General features: G+C 63.8%; 21 protein-coding genes, 1 pseudogene and 1 riboswitch. Of the genes and pseudogenes, 10 read left to right on the top strand and 12 right to left on the bottom strand.

Translation table 11 applies throughout. The features are described 5' to 3' along the window. A partial coding sequence (locus E1809_RS18845) for a DUF3417 domain-containing protein (protein ID WP_133205764.1) occupies positions 1-522 on the bottom strand: 522 nt, incomplete at its 3' end. A 599-nt stretch (positions 523-1,121) separates the two neighbouring features. On the opposite strand from E1809_RS18845, the gene E1809_RS18840 reads away from it, so the two are divergent. Both E1809_RS18840 and E1809_RS27135 read left to right on the top strand, forming a co-directional pair. Beyond that, on the top strand, positions 1,122-2,129 hold the full coding sequence (locus E1809_RS18840) for a LacI family DNA-binding transcriptional regulator (protein ID WP_235835686.1): 1,008 nt from the start codon (positions 1,122-1,124) through the stop codon (positions 2,127-2,129). A 45-nt stretch (positions 2,130-2,174) separates the two neighbouring features. Then, on the top strand, positions 2,175-2,738 hold the full coding sequence (locus E1809_RS27135) for a hypothetical protein (protein ID WP_133205762.1): 564 nt from the start codon (positions 2,175-2,177) through the stop codon (positions 2,736-2,738). Positions 2,739-2,751: 13 nt separating this feature from the next. On the opposite strand, the gene E1809_RS18830 is transcribed toward E1809_RS27135, so the two are convergent. Continuing rightward, entirely contained in the window at positions 2,752-3,168 is a 417-nt protein-coding gene (locus E1809_RS18830; protein ID WP_235835683.1) for an MmcQ/YjbR family DNA-binding protein, read from the bottom strand. Between the two features lie 225 nt (positions 3,169-3,393). On the opposite strand from E1809_RS18830, the gene E1809_RS18825 reads away from it, so the two are divergent. After that, positions 3,394-4,584, top strand: coding sequence for an MFS transporter (locus E1809_RS18825; protein WP_205754254.1), 1,191 nt, complete (start codon positions 3,394-3,396; stop codon positions 4,582-4,584). 14 nt (positions 4,585-4,598) lie between these two features. Here the strand turns inward: E1809_RS18825 and E1809_RS18820 are convergent, their stop codons facing one another. After that, positions 4,599-5,858 carry an MFS transporter gene (locus tag E1809_RS18820; protein ID WP_235835682.1) on the bottom strand — a complete coding sequence of 420 codons (1,260 nt, stop codon included), beginning with the start codon at positions 5,856-5,858 and terminating at the stop codon, positions 4,599-4,601. 62 nt (positions 5,859-5,920) lie between these two features. On the opposite strand from E1809_RS18820, the gene E1809_RS18815 reads away from it, so the two are divergent. Further along, the gene (locus E1809_RS18815; protein WP_205754253.1) at positions 5,921-6,835 is read left to right on the top strand and encodes a helix-turn-helix transcriptional regulator; all 915 of its coding nucleotides are present in this window, start codon (positions 5,921-5,923) and stop codon (positions 6,833-6,835) included. Here E1809_RS18815 and E1809_RS18810 read toward each other — a convergent pair. Next, positions 6,801-7,946 carry a Gfo/Idh/MocA family protein gene (locus tag E1809_RS18810; protein ID WP_133205760.1) on the bottom strand — a complete coding sequence of 382 codons (1,146 nt, stop codon included), beginning with the start codon at positions 7,944-7,946 and terminating at the stop codon, positions 6,801-6,803. The two genes, E1809_RS18815 and E1809_RS18810, sit on opposite strands and share 35 nt — an antisense overlap. Between E1809_RS18810 and E1809_RS18805 the strand changes: the two are divergent. Together E1809_RS18805 and E1809_RS18800 are read left to right on the top strand one after the other, a co-directional pair. Next, a pseudogene (locus E1809_RS18805) lies at positions 7,882-8,190 on the top strand (MFS transporter); the annotation flags it as partial. The gene E1809_RS18810 and the pseudogene E1809_RS18805 overlap by 65 nt on opposite strands. A 188-nt stretch (positions 8,191-8,378) precedes the next feature. Then, positions 8,379-8,942: a hypothetical protein gene (locus E1809_RS18800; protein ID WP_133205758.1), complete on the top strand. Its 564-nt coding sequence runs from the start codon at positions 8,379-8,381 to the stop codon at positions 8,940-8,942. A 40-nt stretch (positions 8,943-8,982) separates the two neighbouring features. On the opposite strand, the gene E1809_RS18795 is transcribed toward E1809_RS18800, so the two are convergent. Together E1809_RS18795 and E1809_RS18790 are read right to left on the bottom strand one after the other, a co-directional pair. After that, positions 8,983-9,342 carry a hypothetical protein gene (locus E1809_RS18795; RefSeq protein ID WP_133205757.1) on the bottom strand — a complete coding sequence of 120 codons (360 nt, stop codon included), beginning with the start codon at positions 9,340-9,342 and terminating at the stop codon, positions 8,983-8,985. Positions 9,343-9,602: 260 nt separating this feature from the next. After that, positions 9,603-10,493 carry a LysR family transcriptional regulator gene (locus E1809_RS18790; protein WP_205754252.1) on the bottom strand — a complete coding sequence of 297 codons (891 nt, stop codon included), beginning with the start codon at positions 10,491-10,493 and terminating at the stop codon, positions 9,603-9,605. 61 nt (positions 10,494-10,554) lie between these two features. Here E1809_RS18790 and E1809_RS18785 point away from each other — a divergent pair, with 61 nt between their 5' ends. The 3 genes from E1809_RS18785 to E1809_RS18775 all read left to right on the top strand — a co-directional run bounded on the left by E1809_RS18785 (position 10,555) and on the right by E1809_RS18775 (position 12,169). Beyond that, positions 10,555-11,556 (top strand): bile acid:sodium symporter family protein, encoded by a 1,002-nt coding sequence (locus E1809_RS18785; protein WP_133205756.1) that lies wholly within the window; start codon positions 10,555-10,557, stop codon positions 11,554-11,556. 171 nt (positions 11,557-11,727) lie between these two features. Further along, positions 11,728-11,931, top strand: a complete 204-nt coding sequence (locus E1809_RS18780) for a cold-shock protein (RefSeq protein ID WP_133205755.1) — start codon at positions 11,728-11,730, stop codon at positions 11,929-11,931. A 91-nt stretch (positions 11,932-12,022) separates the two neighbouring features. Next, positions 12,023-12,169, top strand: coding sequence for a lmo0937 family membrane protein (locus tag E1809_RS18775; protein WP_133205754.1), 147 nt, complete (start codon positions 12,023-12,025; stop codon positions 12,167-12,169). Positions 12,170-12,232: 63 nt separating this feature from the next. On the opposite strand, the gene E1809_RS18770 is transcribed toward E1809_RS18775, so the two are convergent. From E1809_RS18770 to E1809_RS18745, 6 genes are all read right to left on the bottom strand, one after another. Next, positions 12,233-13,015, bottom strand: a complete 783-nt coding sequence (locus E1809_RS18770) for a hypothetical protein (protein ID WP_133205753.1) — start codon at positions 13,013-13,015, stop codon at positions 12,233-12,235. After that, on the bottom strand, positions 13,012-13,320 hold the full coding sequence (locus E1809_RS18765; protein WP_165962384.1) for a helix-turn-helix transcriptional regulator: 309 nt from the start codon (positions 13,318-13,320) through the stop codon (positions 13,012-13,014). The genes E1809_RS18770 and E1809_RS18765 overlap by 4 nt, the downstream gene beginning before the upstream one ends. A gap of 91 nt (positions 13,321-13,411) precedes the next feature. Next, positions 13,412-14,785: an LCP family protein gene (locus E1809_RS18760; protein WP_133205751.1), complete on the bottom strand. Its 1,374-nt coding sequence runs from the start codon at positions 14,783-14,785 to the stop codon at positions 13,412-13,414. Between the two features lie 32 nt (positions 14,786-14,817). Then, positions 14,818-16,113 carry a magnesium transporter MgtE N-terminal domain-containing protein gene (locus E1809_RS18755; RefSeq protein WP_133205750.1) on the bottom strand — a complete coding sequence of 432 codons (1,296 nt, stop codon included), beginning with the start codon at positions 16,111-16,113 and terminating at the stop codon, positions 14,818-14,820. Positions 16,114-16,177: 64 nt separating this feature from the next. Then, a complete protein-coding gene (locus E1809_RS18750; protein WP_133205749.1) occupies positions 16,178-17,839 on the bottom strand; it encodes an NRAMP family divalent metal transporter in 1,662 nt (553 codons plus the stop codon). Positions 17,840-18,088: 249 nt separating this feature from the next. Beyond that, positions 18,089-18,259: riboswitch (M-box (ykoK) riboswitch) on the bottom strand. Between the two features lie 85 nt (positions 18,260-18,344). Continuing rightward, positions 18,345-18,947, bottom strand: coding sequence for a cadmium resistance transporter (locus tag E1809_RS18745; protein WP_133205748.1), 603 nt, complete (start codon positions 18,945-18,947; stop codon positions 18,345-18,347). Positions 18,948-19,049: 102 nt separating this feature from the next. Between E1809_RS18745 and E1809_RS18740 the strand changes: the two genes are divergently transcribed. Then, positions 19,050-20,009, top strand: a complete 960-nt coding sequence (locus E1809_RS18740) for a D-2-hydroxyacid dehydrogenase family protein (protein ID WP_133205747.1) — start codon at positions 19,050-19,052, stop codon at positions 20,007-20,009. The last annotated feature ends 82 nt before the right edge of the window (positions 20,010-20,091 follow it).

The raw sequence follows: 20,091 nt of genomic DNA, 5'->3' as shown, positions 1-20,091 counted from the left end.
CAGCACCGGGTAGGTTTCCTGCTGCCACGCATCCCGGGACAAGGACTGCTTGAAATACCCCGCCTGATACAACAAACCCACACCGATCAACGGCACCCCAAGATCCGAGGCCGCCTTCAAATGATCCCCGGCCAGGATCCCCAAACCGCCCGAGTACTGAGGCAACACCTCCGTGATCCCGAACTCCGGGGAAAAATACGCAATACACGACGGAACATCCCCGCCCAGCCCCTGATACCACCGCGGCTCACTGAGGTACCGGTCCAAATCCGCAGCAGCCCCCTGAACCCGCTCCACAACAGCCGCATCGGCCGCCAGGTCCTGAAGGTCTTGGGCGCTGATGCACCCCAGGAACGCAAGTGGATTATGGTTGCTCTCTTCCCAGGCATCCGGGTTCAAGGAAGCGAAGAGCTCCCGGGTCGGCAAATGCCAGGACCATCGGAGATTCTTGGCCAGCTGCGCCAGCGGAGAGATGGCTTCGGGGAGAACCGTGCGGACCGTGATCTTGCGGATGGCCTTCATTTGGTTTCCCCTCCGTTCTTGTTGCCACGGCGTGAACCTGCGGTTGGCTCGATCGCTTGAACCCGGCAAATGGCCGGTACGCTGACAATTTCCATCGTGTTTTCCTTCTTTATGCCCTCGCCATGACCTTCTGGCGGGGTTGGGGATCTCGCTCCTCGGCAGCTGGAGATCGTCATCAGCTGATGCTCCGGAGAGGCGGGGGTGGGCGCAGGATGAGGGACGGCTGTGTTTACTTGGTCCCGGGTGTTGTTGGCGACCGCAATATGAGCACTTGAGCGCTTCTTTGTGCCAGCATTGTCTTCCCTGTATTCCTGCTAAATACGAACCGGAGAACATCCGCCGGGTTGTAACAGGCCGGAAGTTCATCCCCGTTCGCATCGACGCGTGTAGTCGACGCGAGTCGATGTTAGGCACCGGCCAGAGAGTGTGTCAAACATCACACCAACTAAGCTGGATGATGACGAAAACTGCAGGAAGCCGCGGAAATCTTGCCTGCGCGAGGCGTCTAAGATTGACGTGGCGCGTCGACGGGGAAGCATTCCGACGCCGTCGAATCACCTGCCCGACAACGACGTAAGGGGGATGTACGCGTGGCTACGATGGCCGACGTCGCTCGTGCGGCAGGCGTTTCCCGCAGCACGGTGTCCTACGTCCTCAGCGGCGCCCGCCCCATTTCCGAGGCCACGCGAGAGCGGATCGTCCGCGTCATGCGGGAACTCGACTACACCCCCAACGTTCTGGCGCAAGGCTTGGCGGGCAAACGAACCGGCATCATCGCCCTACTCCATCCTCCCGGCGAACAAGGCCTGAACCTCACGGAGTTCGAATACATCCAGACGGCAGCGGAGCAAGTCCGTGCCGACGGATACCACTTGCTGCTGTGGCCCATCGCATCGACGGACATCGACGAAGTGCACAAAGTGGTTTCCCAAGGCTTGGTGGAAGGCGTCCTCCTCATGGAAATCCAGCCGGAGGACCAACGCGTTACAGCCCTTGTCGAGTCGCGCATTCCGTTCACGATGATCGGCCGTCCGTCCGAACCTGCCGATTTGTCCTACGTCGACGCTGACTTTGACGCTGGCGGTATCCTCGCCGTGGAACATTTGGCAGCACTCGGACACAAGGAAATAGCGTTCCTTGGCCGCTCCGAGGGATTTGTCGCCGCCATTTCCCGGGCCAAGGAAGCCGTTGTGGCCGCGGCAGCCCAGCACGGGGTGGAGCTGCGGGTCTTCATGTGCCCCGCGACCATTCCTGCCGGCCGGGAGATTTTCGAGGAGATCCAGGACACCGCCCCGGGAGTGACGGCGGTCATCGGAATCAACGAAGGCGCGACTGTAGGGCTCATGGACGCCGCCGAACTGGCCGGTATGTCAATTCCCGGCGAGCTATCGATTGTCGCGCTGAATATGAGCGAAGGAATGGCCGAACGCGCCCACCCTGCGCTGACCAGCGTGTCCTCCTCTTCCGAGGACATGGCCCGGCTAGCCGCGAAGGACCTGATTCGACGGCTGCGCGGCGAAGAAACATCCATGGTGCAGGTCCTCTTCGAGCCCCGCTTGGTGGTTCGAGGCAGCAGCGGTCCGGCAACGCGCCGACGCCGCGGTTAGTGAGCAGGCGGGGACATCGCGCCCCCCTGCGGTCTCTTCCTCATCGTGGCTGGGGACGCATGGATTGAGGACTGGCTTAGCGCCGGCCGGTTCGGAACTTATTTGAGGGCAGCCGGTGGTTCCCGACAGCGCGCACTTGAGCTTTACGAATGGAATTCGAAGCTCAGCGCTGCCTTCCTGCGCGATTTGAGCCATCTAGAGGTCGGGCTCCGCAATGCCTGTGATCGTCAACTCTCAGCAGCCGTCCTCCCCGAGGAGGTTCATTGGACCGACCCCGGGACCCTGCTCGAGTTGTTCCCCGCTTCCATCCGAACGAACAAGAGAACTGGTACGAGCTGGGACGCAAACAAGAATCCCCGCGACAAGGCGCAAGAGGCCCGGAAACGCTGCGCGTCACCGGGCGTCATGCCTGTTCCCGGGAAGATTGTAGCCGAATTGATGTTCGGATTTTGGACTTACTTAGTCGCTGACAACCATGAGAACATCCTCAAGGGCGGCGAAATCGAGCGACGCCGTATTACGAACATGGTAAAGATGCTCTCCCCTGACGCACACGCTCGCTTCCAAGCGAACAGCGAAGTATCCATGATCTTGGGACAGCGCCCCTAGTCGGGCCCGCCAGTCACCGACGCGCGAAAAACTCTGCAACCAGCCTTTTCGGCGCCCGCGCCGCCCAGGCCTCGATGAGGATTTCCTCGAGCTGCTCCCGGTGCATCTCGCCCAGTCGCGACTCCTGCACGAGGACGGCGTTGTAGCCGTTGAAATGCGGGATCGTGAAGAACGGCACGGAGGGATCCTCGACAAGGGCAGCCTTCGCGTTGGCGTCCGGGACGACGATCACGAGAAGGTCCTCGTAAAGATGCCCCGTATCCGGGTCCACGGCGGTCTTGTGAGGTGCCCGATACAGCACGAAGCCGCGCCCTTTAGGGCCGCGCGGCACCTTGTATGTCGGTCGATCGCCCCAGGAGAAGCCGAACTCGACTTGGGGCAGTGCGCCGCAGATCGCATCAATATCCTCGGGTTTCGCCATGCGCGCCATGGCCAAACGGTAGCGCCGACCCGCGAACACCGGCAACACCCCCGGCGGCCCGGCAGGAGGCCCGACTGAAGGCCCAGCCACACCCGCCATTCGAGTGCCGCCCGCGGCCATCCGTCGTCGGGGGCCAATCATGGCGTCCGAATAGTAAGACAAAAATGCTCAATATATGGACATTGGAGCAGGATGGTCTTGACCCCGCGCAACTGCCACCCAGGAGGACAGACCATGAGTGTTCAGACGGAGAGCATCACGACTCCGGCAAAGGCCTGGGGCATGCTTGTCCTCGGAGTCAGTGCCCAGACCGCCGGTACGGCATTCGTCAGCGTGCCCGCATTCCTGATTCCCGAACTCCATACGAAACTGGGTATGCCGCTGGCCCAGGCCGGTTTCCTCGCTGCGGCGCCGACCGTGGGCATGGTGCTCACCCTGATCGCTTGGGGCGCGCTGGCTGATGTCTTCGGCGAGCGCTGGGTCATTTCCAGCGGGCTCGCGTTGACAGCCCTGGCTGCCTTTGGCGCGATCCTTGTTCCTGGCTACGTCTCGCTCGGAATTTTCGGCCTGCTGGGAGGGGCTGCCGCTGCCAGCTCGAATGCGGCAAGTGGACGCGTGGTGGTTGGCTGGTTCCCGCGGCATCGCCGCGGGCTCGCCATGGGCATACGCCAAATGTCCCAACCGCTCGGCGTCACCGTCGCGGCGCTAAGTGTTCCCGCGATCGCGGCAGAGCATGGCGCCGCTGCGGCCATGGTGCTGCCGATGGCGCTCAACGGCGTACTCGCGATCGCCTGCGGAATCGGGATTGCCAATCCTCCGCGTCCGGCCTCCAAGCAGGGTTCCGCCCCGAATCCCTACCGGACCGGCTCTTTCCTCTGGCGTATCCATGCCGTCTCCGTCCTGCTCGTCATCCCGCAATTCACCCTGAATACGTTCGGGTTGGTTTGGCTGATCGCGGTGGCTGGGATGCGCAGCCTCGACGCTGGACTGGTGGTCAGTGTGGCGCAGGTGGCCGGAGCCGTTGGACGAATCGTCGTTGGCGTGTGCAGCGACCGGATCGGAAGCCGGGTCCGGCTCCTGCGATGGGTCGCTGCCGCGGCGGCCCTCACCATGTTGCTGGCCGCGCTCACGGACATCGCCTCGCTGCGCCCGGTCGCAGCGATGGCGTTCATCGTGGCATCTGTTGTCAGTGTCGCCGACAACGGGCTGGCTTTCACTTCAGTGGCCGAGGCATCCGGTCCGGCCTGGTCCGGCAAGGCTTTGGGTGCCCAGAACACGGGCCAGTTCCTCGTAGCCTCAGCAGTCGCGCCCACTGTTGGGGCCCTCGTCGCGGGCTTCGGATACCCTCTCGCTTTCTGCCTTGTGGCCATTGCGCCGTTGGCCGCCATCCCGCTCGTGCCGGCACGGGACGCCCACGCCGAATAGGCCTGTCAGGGCACTCACCTGGCGGCTTCCGCCAACGGTTCCGGGGACGGCGTCAGGGTTTGCTTTTGCCGCGAGGCGAGGTCTGCGGGCAGGATCAGTAGCGCGGCGACGGCCAGGGCGAGGACCAGGAGGACGCTGCCGGCGGTCAGGGCGGCGCTGACCTGCGCGGCGAGGTGCGCTGTGGTGGTACCGGCGGGTATCGTGGCCGCCGCCGCGACGGCGATGCCGAGGCCCAGGCAGGTGCCCACCTGGTGGAAGGTGTTCAGCAGGCCGGAGGCTGCACCGGCGTCGGACGCTGGTGCGCCGATGATGCCGAACGAGGTCAGCGGCGCGAAAGCCAGTCCCTGACCGGCTCCGATGAGGACCATCGGCGCGGCTACGCCGGTCCAATAGCCGGAGTCCATGCCGGCGCGGCTGAGCCAAAACATCCCGGCGAGGGTGATCAGGATGCCGGCCAACAGGGCAAGCGAGCCCGGGATCCGCCGCAACAGCGGCGGGATGCTCATGGCCACGGCGAAGTTGACCGCCGTCATGGGCAAGAAGCCCAAGCCGGCTTGAAGCGGGTTGAACCCGAGGACTTCCTGCAGGAACTGCGTGGTGAAGAAAAAGAACCCGATCATCGCGCCCAGGTAAAGGAATCTTGCCATGTAGGCACCGGTCCGGCGGCGGCTGGCGAAGAGCCTGAGCGGCATGATGGGTTGGGCTGCCGTGCGTTCGATCAGGACGAACACAACGAGGAGTACGACGCCGGCACTCACCGCGGTTGCGGTCACCGGCGAGTTCCAGCCCGCTTCAGCGGAGTTGATGATGCCGAACACCAAGGCCCCTACGCCAAGGGTGGCGCTCAGCGCCCCGAACACGTCGAAGCGGCCGTGATGGCGGCCGGTTTCCGGCAGGAACCGCGGGGCGAGGACGATCATGGCCGCCCCGATGGGTACGTTGACGAAGAACCCGGCACGCCAGGAAATCCAATGCGCCAGGGCACCGCCGATCACCAGGCCAAGGCTGGCGCCGATACCCGCTGTCGCACCGTACAAAGCAACAGCCCGGGTGCGTTCCTTGCCTTCGGGGAAGCTCGCGGTGAGCAGCGACAACGACGCCGGGGCAACAATCGCCGCCCCGATTCCCTGCAGGGCCCGGCCGCCGATCGCCCACCAGCCGGCCGGGGCCACGCCAATCAGCAGCGACGCGAGCGAGAACACCACCAGGCCGAAGACGAAAACCCTGCGCCGGGCCAGCAATGGGACCGCACTGTCCGGATGGCGGGGAGTCACGCTCGTTCCAAGTAATCCCAGTCCCTCCCACCATCCGGGGACGGCGGCGTAGCGTGGATGCCATGACACACAGCGAGGACGTGCAGAAATTCCTGACCTCCCGGCGGGCCAGGATCACGCCCGAGGAAGCCGGGCTCCCGGCCTATGGCGGGAACCGGCGCGTCAAGGGCTTGCGCCGCGAGGAAGTGGCCATGCTCGCCGGGATGAGCATTGATTACTACATCCGGCTCGAACGCGGAAACCTTTCCGGTGCCTCGGACAGCGTCCTGGAAGCCCTCGCCCGGGCCCTCCAACTCGACGACGCCGAAACGGCCCACCTTTTCGACCTGGCCCGGGCGGCTACCGCGGCTCCCCGCGTGCGGCGCAAGCGCAGCCCCCAAACGGTACGGCCAAGCGTGCAACGCGTGATCGACGCAATCACCACCGCGCCCGCTTGGGTCCGCAACGACCGCGGCGACGTCCTGGCCGCCAATGAGCTGGGCATGGCCCTCTACCTGGACATGATGACCGAAGAAACCACCCCGCCCAACAGTGCCCGGTTCACTTTCCTGAACCCGAAAGCACGCGAGTTCTTCGCCGATTGGGAACGCAGCGCGGACGATATCGTCGCCGTCCTCAGATCCACCGCCGGCAAAAACCCGTACGACAAGGACCTCACCGACCTGATCGGCGAACTCTCAACCCGCAGCGAAGAGTTCCGCAAACGCTGGGCCCGGCACGACGTCAAATACCACCGCACCGGACGCAAACGGCTCCACCACCCCATCGTCGGAGACCTTGACCTCAGCTTCGAAGCCCTCGAACTGCCCGCCGACCCCGGCATGCGCATCAACGTCTACACCGCCGACCCCGGCACACCCTCCGATGACGCCCTCAAAGTCCTCGCCAGCTGGGCCGCCACCCAGCGGACGACAGCGCAGCGGACCGTTGGGCAGACCTCTGCTACGCCCGGACACTCTGAGACGCACCTACCTTGATCCAGCGTTGTTCGCGAGCGGATTGACGGATGCTGTCGGCTACTGAAACTGCCCTGGCTCCGTCCTCGAAGGTTGCGAAGTCGGCGGGGATGCTGGGGTCGAACTGTGTAATGCCGGCCAGGACGCTGATCCATTGGTGGATGACGGTGTGGTCCCATCCGATGATGTGTCCGGGTGCGAACCAATAGTTCATGAAGGGATGGTCCATTTCCGTGACAAGCACGTCCCGGTAGCCCGAGATCGTGTTGTCCTGGTCTTCGATGAAGACTTGCAGGCGGTTCAGGTCTTCCATGTTCCAGACCAGGCTGCCATGCTCGCCCGTGATCTCGAGGCGCTGCCTGCCTTTCCGTCCGGTGGCGATTCTGGAGGCCCGGAACGTGGCCAGCAGGCCGCCGTCGGTTCGGACGAGGGCAGTGTAGGAATCTTCGGGATCGGCCCCGATGATGGCGTCGGACACGCCGGTGTTTTCGGATACCGGGCGCAGGGACCCGACGGTTGCCGTCACGGCGTCGGGTTCGTCGACGATCCACCGGAAAAGATCGATGATGTGCGAAAGGTCGTAAACGGCGCTCCCCTCGACCGGGTTGTCGAAGCGCCAGCCTTGCCGGGCAGGGAGTTTGCTTGCCCAGTCCTGCTCATAGGCGATGTTCACGTCACGAAGAGGGCCGAGCCTGCCCGAGCTGACAAGCTGCTTGGCAAGGCGGACAGCGGGGACAAACCGGTAGTTGTAGCCACAGGCGTTGATGCCGGTCGATGATCTTGCTGCGTCCACCATGGCGGCAACATCGGCGTTCGACGTGGCCAAGGGCTTTTCGCACAGGACATGCTTTCCCAGCTGAAGTGCGGCAATGGACGGTTCGGCGTGCATGCTGTTTCCGGTCAGGTTGACCAGTACGTGGACTTGCGGGTTGTCTACCAGTCGGCGCCAATCCGTGGTGTAGGACTCAAACCCCCATTGCTTTGCTGCCTTTTCGGTTCGTTCGGGCGATCGGCCGCCCAGGGCGGCAAGCTTGATGTCGAACGGGAGGTCCAGGGTCGTGGACAGGGCTTTGAGCGCGTTCCTCAACGTCGCCACGTGGGTGATCCTCTCGGAAATCTTCCCGCTGCACATGCGCGGCCTGGGGATCGGCGTCTCCGTGTTCTGCCTGTGGATCGCCAACGCGGTGCTTGGCCTTTTCTTCCCAAGCCTCGTGGCGAACCTCGGACTTACGGGCTCGTTCTTCACACTCGCAGCACTCAACCTCATCGCGCTCATCTTCGTCTACCGGCAACTCCCGGAAACCCGCGGACGCACCCTTGAATCCGTAGAAGAAGACGTCACCACTGGCGCCATCTACGTCGGCCGGACGCAGTAGGCGAAGTATTCCTGGGTTCCCATTACTCACCGAGCGCCGTCGCAGCTCCGTCACAGCGCCGTCACGAGGCCTGACGATCCGATAGTCTCAGCTGCAGGGGTCGAGGCGATTCCCGGGGGAAGATTCGCAAGTGGGGGACACTTTTGGCTGCGTGGGGAACGGCAAGAGCACTCTGCATCGCGATTCTGATGGCGGCCGCGGTGGCTGGCTGCTCGCCAAACGAAACCTCGCCGCCAGTAGCGCCGGTAACGCCGACGGCGGCATCGGCACCGGTGGCCGACCAGCGGGACATCCGCTGCTACTTCCACGCGGACCTCACCACCACCCACAAACTGAAGCCACCCCAGGAAGGCACAATGCCTCCCTACATGACCACGGGAATCATGGATACCTCCCCTTCGAGCGCGACGAAGGACCCGAACACCGGCCACATGGTTACCGGGATGAAGCAGGTCAGCGACCCCGTAAACCTGTGCAGCCGTATCTGGAGCGAGGGAAGAATGAACCCCGACGGGATCACGGACGACCTCATTCCCGCGGACTTCTCTTCCCCCGCCGCGGGGAGCCTCGTAGGCGGGTCCATATATAAGGACCAGAACGGGAAAACGCTCGTAGCCGACCCGAACGTGACCGGCAGCTTCGGGCACTTCATCCCCCGTCTCACCGAATGCGTCGTGGACGACACCGTCGCTGTTATCCCCGGAGGCCCGGAAGTCTGCACCCAGCTCGGAGTCCCCTCCTTGCAGAAGTAGCTCCCCGATGACGCCCCGGGCTTGGCTAATGTGGCCCGGGTCAGTGCGTGGTGGACAGGAGGATCTGGCGTGCTTGTTGGTATTCACTCGTCGCTTGGGCCGCTTCGACGTCGTTCAAGGTCTGGGCGCCATTGACGATGATCTTGGTGTAGTACAGCTCGAGTCCGCGCGACGCGTCGAGTTTGACGATGTTTGTGTACGACGTTTCCGCGCACGCGCTATCGCCCACCTTCAAGGCATCCGCTGCCGCAGTGGGGATCAGTTCGGAGCGATACAGCGCATCCGCAGACCCGGGTGTGGAGTTCGTCATGGTGACGTCGACGAGCGATGCCGCCGGAAAACCGGGAACAGCTGCGTGGGAGACAGTTGCGAGGGTTCCGGACGATTTCGGATCGCACAACCCGCCCAAGCCACCACCGTCATAGACCTTGTACTGGACCGAAACACCGCCTGAGGGCGCCGTGATGGTGATGGTCTGAACCGCGAGCCACAGCGGGTGTCCCGACGGCGGCCTGCGTCACCTGCGTGGTCGACGCTCCTGAGGCGTTATTACTGGGTGAAACGGCCCCTCAGGACCTTGACGCGCGGGGCGCATCTACGCGAAATCATAGGGGCACGGAAAGCGGATTTGGAGAAGGAGCGCAGACCATTTCGGTGCCGTCAACGCCCGCCCCTGCGCAGCCGGTCTCCGTTTGCAAGAATGGCCTCGGCGAGGGTTCGTCCCGGCTCCCGTTGCCCGGCTCGTCCGGCGCTCAAGACGAACTCGGTGTCACCCAGTGGTGGCAGATCTTCTTTGACCGGCCGAAGGCCCTGCGGGACAAGTCCCTGTACGTGTGCCATGACCCCAAGGCCGGCCAGCGCTGCCGCGGTGAGTCCACTGAGGCTTCCGCTGGTGCACGCAATGTGCCATGGGCGCTTGGAGCGCCCCAGCACCTCGATGACCCGAGCGCGGGTAATGCTTGGCGGCGGATAGACGATGATCGGGACCGGTTGTCCCGGCTCAAGCCGGAAGTCCTCAGCGGCCGCCCAAGCCAGCGGCTCGCGCCAAACCAGGCGCCCGCCGTCGCCCTCGCCGAGCCGTTTGGCCAACACCAGATCCAACGCCCCGGCCGCCAACTGCTCGTGCAGGATGCCGCTGAGTTCGACCGTGAGTTCGAGGTCGACCATCGGATGGGCGCGGCGGAAGCTGCGCAGGATATGGGGAAGTTCGGAAACGACCAGATCCTCCGACGCACCGAAGCGCAGGCGTCCCCGGACAGGACTGTTCGTGAAATATCTGGCGGCCCGCTCGTTGGTGTCCAGGATGCTGCGCGCGAAACCCAACATGACCTCTCCCTCTGCGGTGAGCTCCACTGAACGGGTGTCGCGCAGAAAAAGGCGGCGTCCGGCCGCTTCCTCGAGCCGGCGCACATGCTGGCTCACCGTCGACTGCTGCAGGCCGAGCCTCCGGCCGGCACTCGTGAAACCGCCGGTCTCGGCAACCATGAGAAACGACTTCAGCTGCACTGGATCGAACACCCTGCCAGCATAACCCGATTGATCAAGATTCATGATGATATTCAGAGCAGCCAGCTACTTTTGCAATAGACCCGGCGGATTGGACAATCGATACATGCCCCGCGTTTTTTCTGCCCTCTTCCGCCGTGTCGATCCGTTCATCATGTGCTTGCTCCTGACCATCGTCTTGGCCTCGTTCCTCCCGGCACGGGGCGCCGCAGCCAGCGGCGTGGGCGGGCTGCAAACGGTGGCCGTTGCTTTGCTGTTCTTTTTGTACGGCGCCCGGCTTTCACCACGGGAGGCCCTTGAAGGGCTGCGCCAGTGGCGGCTGCACGGCATCGTCTTCGCGGTGACTTTCGCGCTTTTCCCCTTGCTTGGCGTTTTGGTCCGCGTGCTTGAGCCTGGCCTTCTCGGACCGCAGCTGTACCAAGGGGTGCTCTTTCTCTGCCTGCTCCCCTCGACGGTGCAGTCCTCGATTGCCTTCACCTCGATCGCCCGCGGCAATGTTGCGGCGGCCATTTGCAGTGCCACCTTCTCCAACCTGATCGGCATCCTCGCAACCCCGCTGCTGGCCGCCCTGCTGCTGAACGTCACGAAAAGCGGCGCCGACTTCGCAGGTCAGGTGCTGGATATTGTCCTGAAGCTGCTCGTGCCCTTTATAGGCGGTCAGCTCGCCAGGCCCTGGATTGCCGGATGGATCCGCCGACACAAGCGGATGACGACACTCGTGGATCGCGGCTCAATTCTGATCGTCGTCTACGGAGCGTTCAGTGAAGGTGTCGTGGGAGGAATCTGGGGCCAGCTCACGCCGCCCCGGCTTGTCGGGCTGCTCCTCGTGAACGCGCTGCTGCTGGCCGCAGTGCTCGCCGCGACCAGCTATGGGAGCCGCCGGATGGGATTTGCCAAGGCAGACCGGATCGCGATTATCTTCTGCGGTTCCAAGAAGAGCCTGGCAACAGGCGTGCCAATGGCTTCAGTGCTGTTCGCCGGACCCATGGTCGGGCTTATGGTGCTCCCCCTGATGCTCTTTCATCAAATGCAGCTCATGGTCTGCGCCGGGCTGGCCCGGCGCTGGGCGGCGAAAGCCGATGTCGATCACGCAGCAGTGATTAGTTAGACGAGCGCATTTAGGGCAAACAGACACCTCACACCTGTATTCGTTTTGGGTGGTCCGGATGGATCACCGTGAAAAACCACCCTCAAAATTAACTAAGCATGCTTATAATTGCGTTTAACCCGCCGCGGTCTCCGGACCGGGAGGCCGGGCAGGGATGCGGAGGGAACGAAGATGTCCACAGGAAGAGTGAAGTGGTTCGATCCGGAGAAGGGCTATGGCTTCATTGCCCAGGACAACAACGGCCCGGACGTATTCATCCATTCCTCAGCCCTTGCCGGACGCGGATACCCGTCCTTGGATGGTGACCAACGGGTGTCCTTCGACATCCTCCAGCCAGGCAAAGGACTGCACGCGGACAACGTGCAGCCCTTATAGCCCGCAGTGACCCTACCCCTCCCCCAACTGTGGAGGACATGTTGTGGCCAGCGGAACTTAACAGATAAAACCAACAAACAAGGGAGACCCCATGTTGCTTTGGATAGCCATTATTCTCGCCGTGCTCTGGCTTCTCGGCCTGCTCACCAGCATTGGAGGCGGGTTCATCCACCTGCTTCTGGTCATCGCCGTCATCGTGCTGATCGTCCACCTCGTCACCGGCAGATCCCGCGTCTGATCCTGCGGCCTGAAGGCCCGGAGTGCCGCCCAGGGGGCCGGCACTCCGGGCCTTCGCTTTGTCTTATGCGCGTGCGGGTTTCACGTGGATTGCCCGCAGGGCGGTGAGCGCGAACACGGCGCCGAGCGGAAGGGCGACGACGGCGGCGCTCAGCCACGCGCCGGTGCCTTGCCAACCTTGGACGGCGGCGTTGAGTGCCAGGAATCCCGTCCCTACGGCGGCGAGGAGGAAGGCCGCGGCTGCGATCGAAGGAGCGAGGCCCGCAGGGAGCCCGGTGTCGCGAGGAAGCACCCGCCAAACGAGCAGCAACACAAGGCCAAGCACACCCAGTGCAACACGGTATTCGACAACCTCGCCCCAGTGATGCGCCGCTGCAGCCTGGGCGCAGTCCAAGCCAGGATAAGGGGCTTGCAGGACCGCGCACCTGGCGGCCGTATAGGCGACGCCGGGAAGATCGCCGGACACGAAGCCGGCGCCCCAGACCCGGCCGAACAGCTCGGAAAGAGCGCCGCTCAGCCCGACAGCGATCGCGCCCACGGCGGCCAGGCCAACCAGCGGGCGGACCAACGCGCGCAGCGGCAGCCGGGCAACGTCCCGGAGTGACGGCCGCAAGACCGGGGTGACCGTACTGACCGGACCGAAGCGGCTGACAGCCTCCCGCTCGGCGTCCAGCGGGTCAAGGCCCTGGCCACGGAGCCGGGCGGCACATTCACGCAGGTGCGCTTCGGTCTCGGCCAGGAGCCTGCGCGCGGCGGCCGGGTCGCCGTCGTGCGCGGCTGCGAAAAGTTCATCGAGGTAAGCGTCGATAGGCCCCTCGTCGGCCCCGGCGCCGTTCTCCACGCTCACGACGCCACCCCCAGAACGCCCCACACCGCCGTCGAGAAGCCCTTCCATTCCTCGGTACGCCGGGCGAGCTCTGTGTGCCCTGGCGTGGTGAGCGCATAGACGCGCCGCCGTCCGCCGGCATCCTGAGCCCAGCGGCTCGCCACCCACCCGGCCGCTTCGAGCTTGTGCAGCGCCGGGTAAACCGAGCCCTCCTGCAACTCAAGCCGCTCCCCGCTGCGCTCGTGAATGCGTGCGATCAGCGCGTAACCGTGCGTCTCCCCCGCCCCGAGCGAACCAAGTAGCAAAAGGTCTAGCTGTCCATTCACCGAACTCCGTCCCATACCTAGAGAGTCTAGGTATGGATGGAAGCGCCGGCAAGAGTACCTCAGGGCCGGGATAACCCTTAATGCGAAGCTGTCACTTGACGCATGGGATGGATCCGCCTTGAAGTGCTCCGGTCGAGTCCGCATAGGTGCTGGTTCCGGGTCCTTGGCTCGGAGCAGCACTGGAAGCTGCCGCAGGCGCGGCGGCCGCAGAGGGTGCCGGGGTGTCCACCGTCGCGGTTTGGCTGTCCGGGCCTGTTTGGCCGCCCGCGTCAGCGGGGGCGCTTGCGCTGGCGGAATCCGGCGCAGGGGCTTGTGTTGTCGCAGGTGCGGGGCTGAGGAGATCCTTGACGGTGGCCTGGACCTGGTCGAGGTCGATGGTGTTGATCGATGCGCCCTCGGGCGACCATCCGAATCCGGTGATGGGCAGCGTGGTGAACGCGATGTTTCCACCAGTCAAGGCTGTGGCTTGCTGGGCCAGTTCGATAAGGTTCAGATCGGCGTCAACCACGATGTTCTTGCTGACGGCGGACAGGACGCCCTGCATTTTTCCGATGTCGGTGAAGGTTCCGGCCTGTTTGAGTTGGTGGGACACCGAAGTGATGAAGGCTTGCTGCCGGCGTTCGCGGTCCAGATCCGAGAACTGGTAGTTGGGGTCGGTGGTGTCGCGTCGTTGCCGGACGAAGGCCATGGCTTGCTTCGCGTCGATCTGCTGGATCCCGGCCTTGAAGTCCGCGCCCGAGAAGGTGTCCTGGGTGGCACGGTTGATGCACACGGTGATGGGGGCGATGGCCTGGGCCGTCTGGTAGAAGGCTGCCATGGTCACTTCGATGAAATGGTCGATGTGGATGTTGTTGCCGAGGAACTGGCTGACGGTGGCTATTTCCGCTTTTCGCCCGCCGTCGCGCGCCGCCTGGTAGGTGGTGTCGTCGTCGGGCTTTCCCGCGTTGATCAGTGATGTCTTTTCGGCGTCGAAACCGTAACCGTAAGCCTCCTTGATCTTCGCTTTGGCCGGTCCACCGGCGGGAATGCCGGCGACATCGACGTAATCATCGCGCGGGATGGAGATTCCCGCGGCCTTGGAGCCGTCCGCGGGGATGTGGATCAGCATCAGCACGTTGGAGTTGTAGCCGCCGGTGTTTTCATCGCCCGCATGAAGAGCGTCATACATCTCCGGAGGAAGGGGCTTGCCCTGCTCGTCCACCCTTGTATCCAGGCCCATCACGAGGATGTTCGTGTCCTTGGTGAGCTTCGGAACGTTCTGGCCGTTGAGCGCACCGGAACGGTGAAGGTTTGCGTTGAAGTTCAGGGCCGTCCCGCCCACGTACACAATCGCCCCGGCAACCAGCAGGGCAACTGCGAGGGCGGAGAACAAGACGATCCTCCGACGCCGGAACTTACGGTCCCGGTCACGGTTAAGGAGCTGCTCGTACAGCGAGAGCCGGCGCGGAGTGTTGTTTTCAGTCATCGGTTGCTCATTTTCCGGGAGGGCTGGAAGGGCTAGCGGCTGGATTCACTCGTCGGTTCTGTGTGGCTGCTGCCGGGGGCGCTGTGGTTGTGTTCGCGGCGCGCCCAGTCGCTGGGGATCGCCGCTTCCAAGGCGTCGTCGACCGTGATCACGCCCAGGATGCGCCTTTCGGCGTCAATGACGGGCAGGGTGAGCAGGTTGAAATCGGCCATGGTGGTGGTCACGTCGATGATATCGTCACCAGGTTGCGCGCTGACGGGCTCAGGGTCGGCGACATCGCTGAGGGGCTTTTCGGGGTCTGATTGAAGTGCTTTCACCAGGCCGATGGCGGCTGCGAGTGTTCCGTCCGGGTGGAGGGTGTAAATCGTGGTCAGTGCCTCCGGCTGGTGAGCGGTAGCAGCCCGCACCGCGTTGATCCCCTCCGCGACGGTCGCAGTTGAAGGCACGGCCACGTAATCGGTTCCCATCAGCCCGCCCGCTGTTGCGTCATGGTAGCCAAGGAGTGCCATGACTTTTGTGTTCTGCGAAGCAGGCAGGAGGGCCAGGATCGTTGTTCGGCGTTCCTGGGGAAGATCCATGACCGCGTCCGCGGCGTCGTCTGCGCGCATGCGGGCCAGCACATCGGCAACTTGCGCGTCGGTGAGGCCTTTCAGGATGCGGGACTGGCGGTCGTCGTCGAGCTCTTCAAACACGTCGGCTTCGAGCTCAGGGTCGTTATGCACCTGAGCCAGCAGTTCGTGCTGTTCTTTGTCTGATGAGTCCTCGATGAGGTCGGCGATCTGGGCAGGCTTCATTTTGCTGAAGCGGGCGAAGCCGGAGCGTACCTTGCTTGAGTCTTTGTGGCCGATGAGGGGAAGGAACTGGTTCCAATCGCGCAGGGCGTGCGGCTTGTGGGTACGTTCCGTGCGGAACCACCGGGGTTTGTGGACGTCGAGTCCGGTGGCTTCCCAGGAGCCGCCGTCCTGGGTGAGTTCGACGTCGTATGCCTTGACCATGATGGTGCGTTCGGTGTCGATCAGCCGGTGCCCCAGGACGTCTTCCTTGAGCAGGACTTCGCCTTCGCGTCGGCTGAACGGGCGCAGGTCAAGCTTGGCGGTGCGGAGCCGGACGCGGTCGGCTTCGATGCCTGCCACGTCTTCGAAGGTCACGAAGATCTGGTTGTCTCCCAGATCGATGACGATGCCGGCGAGGACGGGGTAGGCGGCGTCCTGGAGCCGGACGATGACGTCAGCCATGACACCGATCTGGTTGTCCTTGGAATCGAGGACGGGCTGGCGCAGGAGGGTTGAGAGCATGAAGCGGTGCATGCGTGCGTTGGTGGTGCTCATCGGTGGGAGCCTTTCGGTGAAGGGGTCTTTGATGGTCCTGTTGTGGAATCTACGCGGTGGAGATTCAACCGCCAATAGCGAGTTGAACGACGCGGACGATGACCAGGATCATCGCAATCAGGAGGTAGGACCGCAGGACGGTGAGCCCGGCCCGGCGCGCCGTGGAGATCTTCGGGGCTTTCAGCAGGGCCAGGGGCGGCATCCTCCAGTCGCGGCGGTCGGCGCGGTTCACGGCGTCCGCTGCGGGGGCAGGGCGGAAGGCACCGTAGAGCGCGTAGGCGATGCAGCCGAGCAGGCACGCGCCGCTTCCGATGAGGATGATCGCGACGATCGTCTCGCCGGTCATGTCCGGGAACAGGACGCTTGAGGTGAGGACAAGGGACAGGATCACCAGGATGCCGATGATGAACGCGGTGAAGATGTTCAGGAACTTGCCGTTGACCCACGGGCCCAGGACTTGCTTGTCGTTGCACAGCAAAAGCAGGAACACCGTGGCCGAAGGTAGGAGGACGCCGGCAAGGACCTGCACGCCGACCGTCAGCAGCCCGAGCGGGGCTCCGGGGATCAGGACCACGATTGCCGAGACGAGCAGGATTCCGGCGAAGACGGCGTAGAAGCCCTTGGCGTCGGAGAACTTGCGGTGCAGGGAGTGCTTCAGGCCAAGGACGTCACCCAGCGCGTACGAGGTGGAGAGTCCGACTGCCGCGGCGCCGATGATCGAGGCATCAATCAAGGCGACGGCGAAGAGCACGCCCGCGGTTTTCCCGACGTACTTTTCGAGGCCTTGAGCGACGCCGCCGGCGTCGGTGAAGTTCCCGAACTCGGGCCGACCGGCGAACGTTGCCGCCGTGAACCCGATGATCGCCGCGGCCCCTACAACGACGATGACGATACCGATCCAGAGGTCGGCCTTTTCGTAGTTGATGAACCGCGGAGTGATGCGCTTGTCGATCAGGTACGACTGCTGGAAGAACAGCTGCCACGGCGCGATCGTGGTACCCACGATTCCGATGATCAGTAGCGTCACCGTGGACAGATCCGAACCGGCAGGGACCCCGGGGACAATGAAGTCGTGAGCCATCTGGCCCATGTCCGGGTGCACCATCACGATGATCGGAACCAACAGCAGCGACCCCGCGACGAGGATCATGCAGACCCGTTCGAAGCGCTTGAAGGATCCCGTGGAGGCCGCGCCGATGATGACCGCGGCCGCAACCAGGACCCCGATGACCTTCGGAATGCCCAGGTAATCAAGGCCCAGGCTGATGCCGATGAACTCAGTAACGATGGTCAAGGCATTGAGGATGAAGAGGTCGATGACGCTGAACGCGCCCCAGAACTTGCCGAACCGCTCCAGGATGAGACGGGCATGTCCCACTCCGGTCACGATGCCCAGCCGCAGCACCATTTCCTGGTTCACGTACAGAACCGGAACCAGCAGCAGCAGGGTCCACAACAGAGCCGTGCCGTAATCCTGGCCGGCCTGCGTGTACGTGCCGAAAGCTCCGGCGTCGTTGTCTCCGACCATCACGATCAGGCCGGGTCCGACGACGGCCAGAAGGGTCTTCAGCCTCGCTTTCCAACCGCTGTGGCTCGCCGCCTGATCGACTTTGATTGTTCCGAATGCGCCCTTGATATCGCCGATGTGGGCCGAATCCAGGGCTGCGGGGGCGATGTGTGCCGCAGCCGTCACGGGCTGCGGATCCGTGGGGGTGTTTGTGGGCATGGGAGTGTCCTTCCCGGACATGACGACTCCGCCTGTGGCATGCGGAAAAGACCACTGGCAGGGCAGCAAGTTGGGGTCGCGGAGCGACTAGCTGGGGAAAATCACGCAGACCGAGCCTGCGCCAGGAAATGTGGATCAGTACCGCACGGAGGCGGCACCGCTGGATCGACTATCATCACCACTCACGAGTGACCACCTCCAATCGGCGCTCTGCACAGCCAGGGAGGAGGCCGGGCATCCCACCCGGCGGTTGCCCCTCCTCGTAAGACCTTTGGCACTTCGCGGCGTAAACCCGGTATTCCGGGAGCCAATCGGGGCAACCCCTTAGACCGGGGGAGCCTGTCCTGACCCGGGGCGTCTCTCGACGTTGGGGGTCGCTGGCATGTATCCGCGAAGGAGCCTCAGCTAACGAACGGCACCTTGCGAATTGATGATAGGTCAAGAACCCGGTCTTGACAAACTGCTCTTCAGAGGCGTCTACGCTCCGGGTTTTCTCTGAAACGGGTCAGCCCTGAAACAGCATCGCGATGATTCCGGACCGGGCTATGATCACCGCTCCGAGGAGGACATAGACCACCGGGATTGCCTTGTCTCCTATCCGGCGGCAGTACGCGCGCACTTTGGGATGGGCTGTCAACCAATAACCGGCGGCGCACCATATCGCTACCATGCCCAGAAAAATCACTACCGTGGCGGCCAGCTCAGCCGGGCCAAGCGAGCGAAAAAGCGGAATGTACACGGAGATGTTGTCGCCACCGTTGGCCACTGTGACGGCTGCGACCACGGGCACGGTCACGGACCGGAGCTTGGGCGGATCCGGAGATGGGACAGCTACCCTGAATAAGGCGTAGGCACCCAGGAACAAGGGCACCAAACCGAGCAGACCTACCCATTCCAGGCGCACGGGAGCCAGTGCCCACGCTCCGATTACGGCAACGATGATCAATATGCCGATCCCGATGTACTGACCGGTCCAAATTCTCCAGAGCCGGGGTTCGGCGAGTGTCCTCGCCGACAGGAACAGGGCGGACAAGACCAACAAGTCATCCAGGTTGGTCGCCGCAAACGCGCCGATCGCCGTGAGAACGACGCCTCCCAGATTTCCCATCGCTCCTGAGGGTACCGGCATTGTGATCTGCAGGAGAATTACGGTCATCCCGGCGCGTGCTAGGTTCCCCTTAACCACTTTCTTCGGGCGGAAGGGACCTCCATGCGCCAGCGCCTTGCCATCCTCGACGACTATCAGGCAGTCGCCTACCAATATGCGCCGTGGGACGACCTCGCCGACGACGGCATCGACGTCACGGTGTTCACGGAGCCTTTCGCGGGCGATCAGGAGACCGTGGCTGCCCTCCGCGATTTCGACGCCGTCATGGCCATGCGGGAGCGAACGGTCTTCGACGCTGCGCGTCTCGGGAACCTTCCGCGGCTGAAGCTGCTGGTCACCACGGGGATGGCCAACGCGGCCATCGACTTGGCCGCCGCCAAGGACCTCGGCATCACGGTCTGCGGCACCGGCGGTTCCCCCGACGCCGCTCCAGAATTGACGTGGGCTTTGCTCCTGGCTTTCGCCCGCAAAGTGCCGTTCGAAGACAACCGCCTGCGGGCCGGGCATTGGCAGAGCACCGTCGGTTTCGAGCTGTCCGGGAAGACCCTCGGGGTGCTGGGCCTGGGCAGGATCGGCAGCAAAGTGGCCGGCTACGGCCAGGCCTTCGGCATGGACGTCATCGCGTGGAGTCCCAACCTCACAGAGGAGACCGCGGCTGCGGCGGGCGCCCGGAAGGTGGGCAAAGAGGCATTGTTCCGGGAGGCCGACGTCGTAAGCGTCCACGTGCGCTTATCGGAAAGGTCCCGGGGGCTCGTCGGCGAGGACGAACTCAGGCTCCTCGGTCCCTACGGGGTCCTGGTGAACACTTCGCGTGGTCCGGTCGTGGACGAAGCGGCCCTCCTCCGCGGCCTCAATGACGGGTGGTTCGGCGGCGCGGCCCTGGACGTGTACGACGTCGAACCCCTCCCCGCCGACCATCCCCTGCTCACAGCGCCACGCACCGTGCTGACCCCGCACCTGGGGTACGTCACCTCGCAAAGCTATGCCCGCTTCTACGGCGAGGCTTTCGAGGATGTCCGCGCGTGGGCGCAGGGCGTTCCCCTGAGGGTGATTTCTGCCTGAAACTAAATTGTCAGCCCCCTCGTGCACACTGGTTCGGAGCGGCCGCGGAAGCGGGACGGCAGGAACTTATGGCAAGAACCCA

The organism is Arthrobacter terricola (assembly GCF_004354015.1).
Lineage (GTDB): Bacteria > Actinomycetota > Actinomycetes > Actinomycetales > Micrococcaceae > Arthrobacter > Arthrobacter terricola.
The sequence above is the reverse complement of the archived record's forward strand: the minus strand, read 5'-3'. Positions and strand labels throughout refer to the sequence as shown.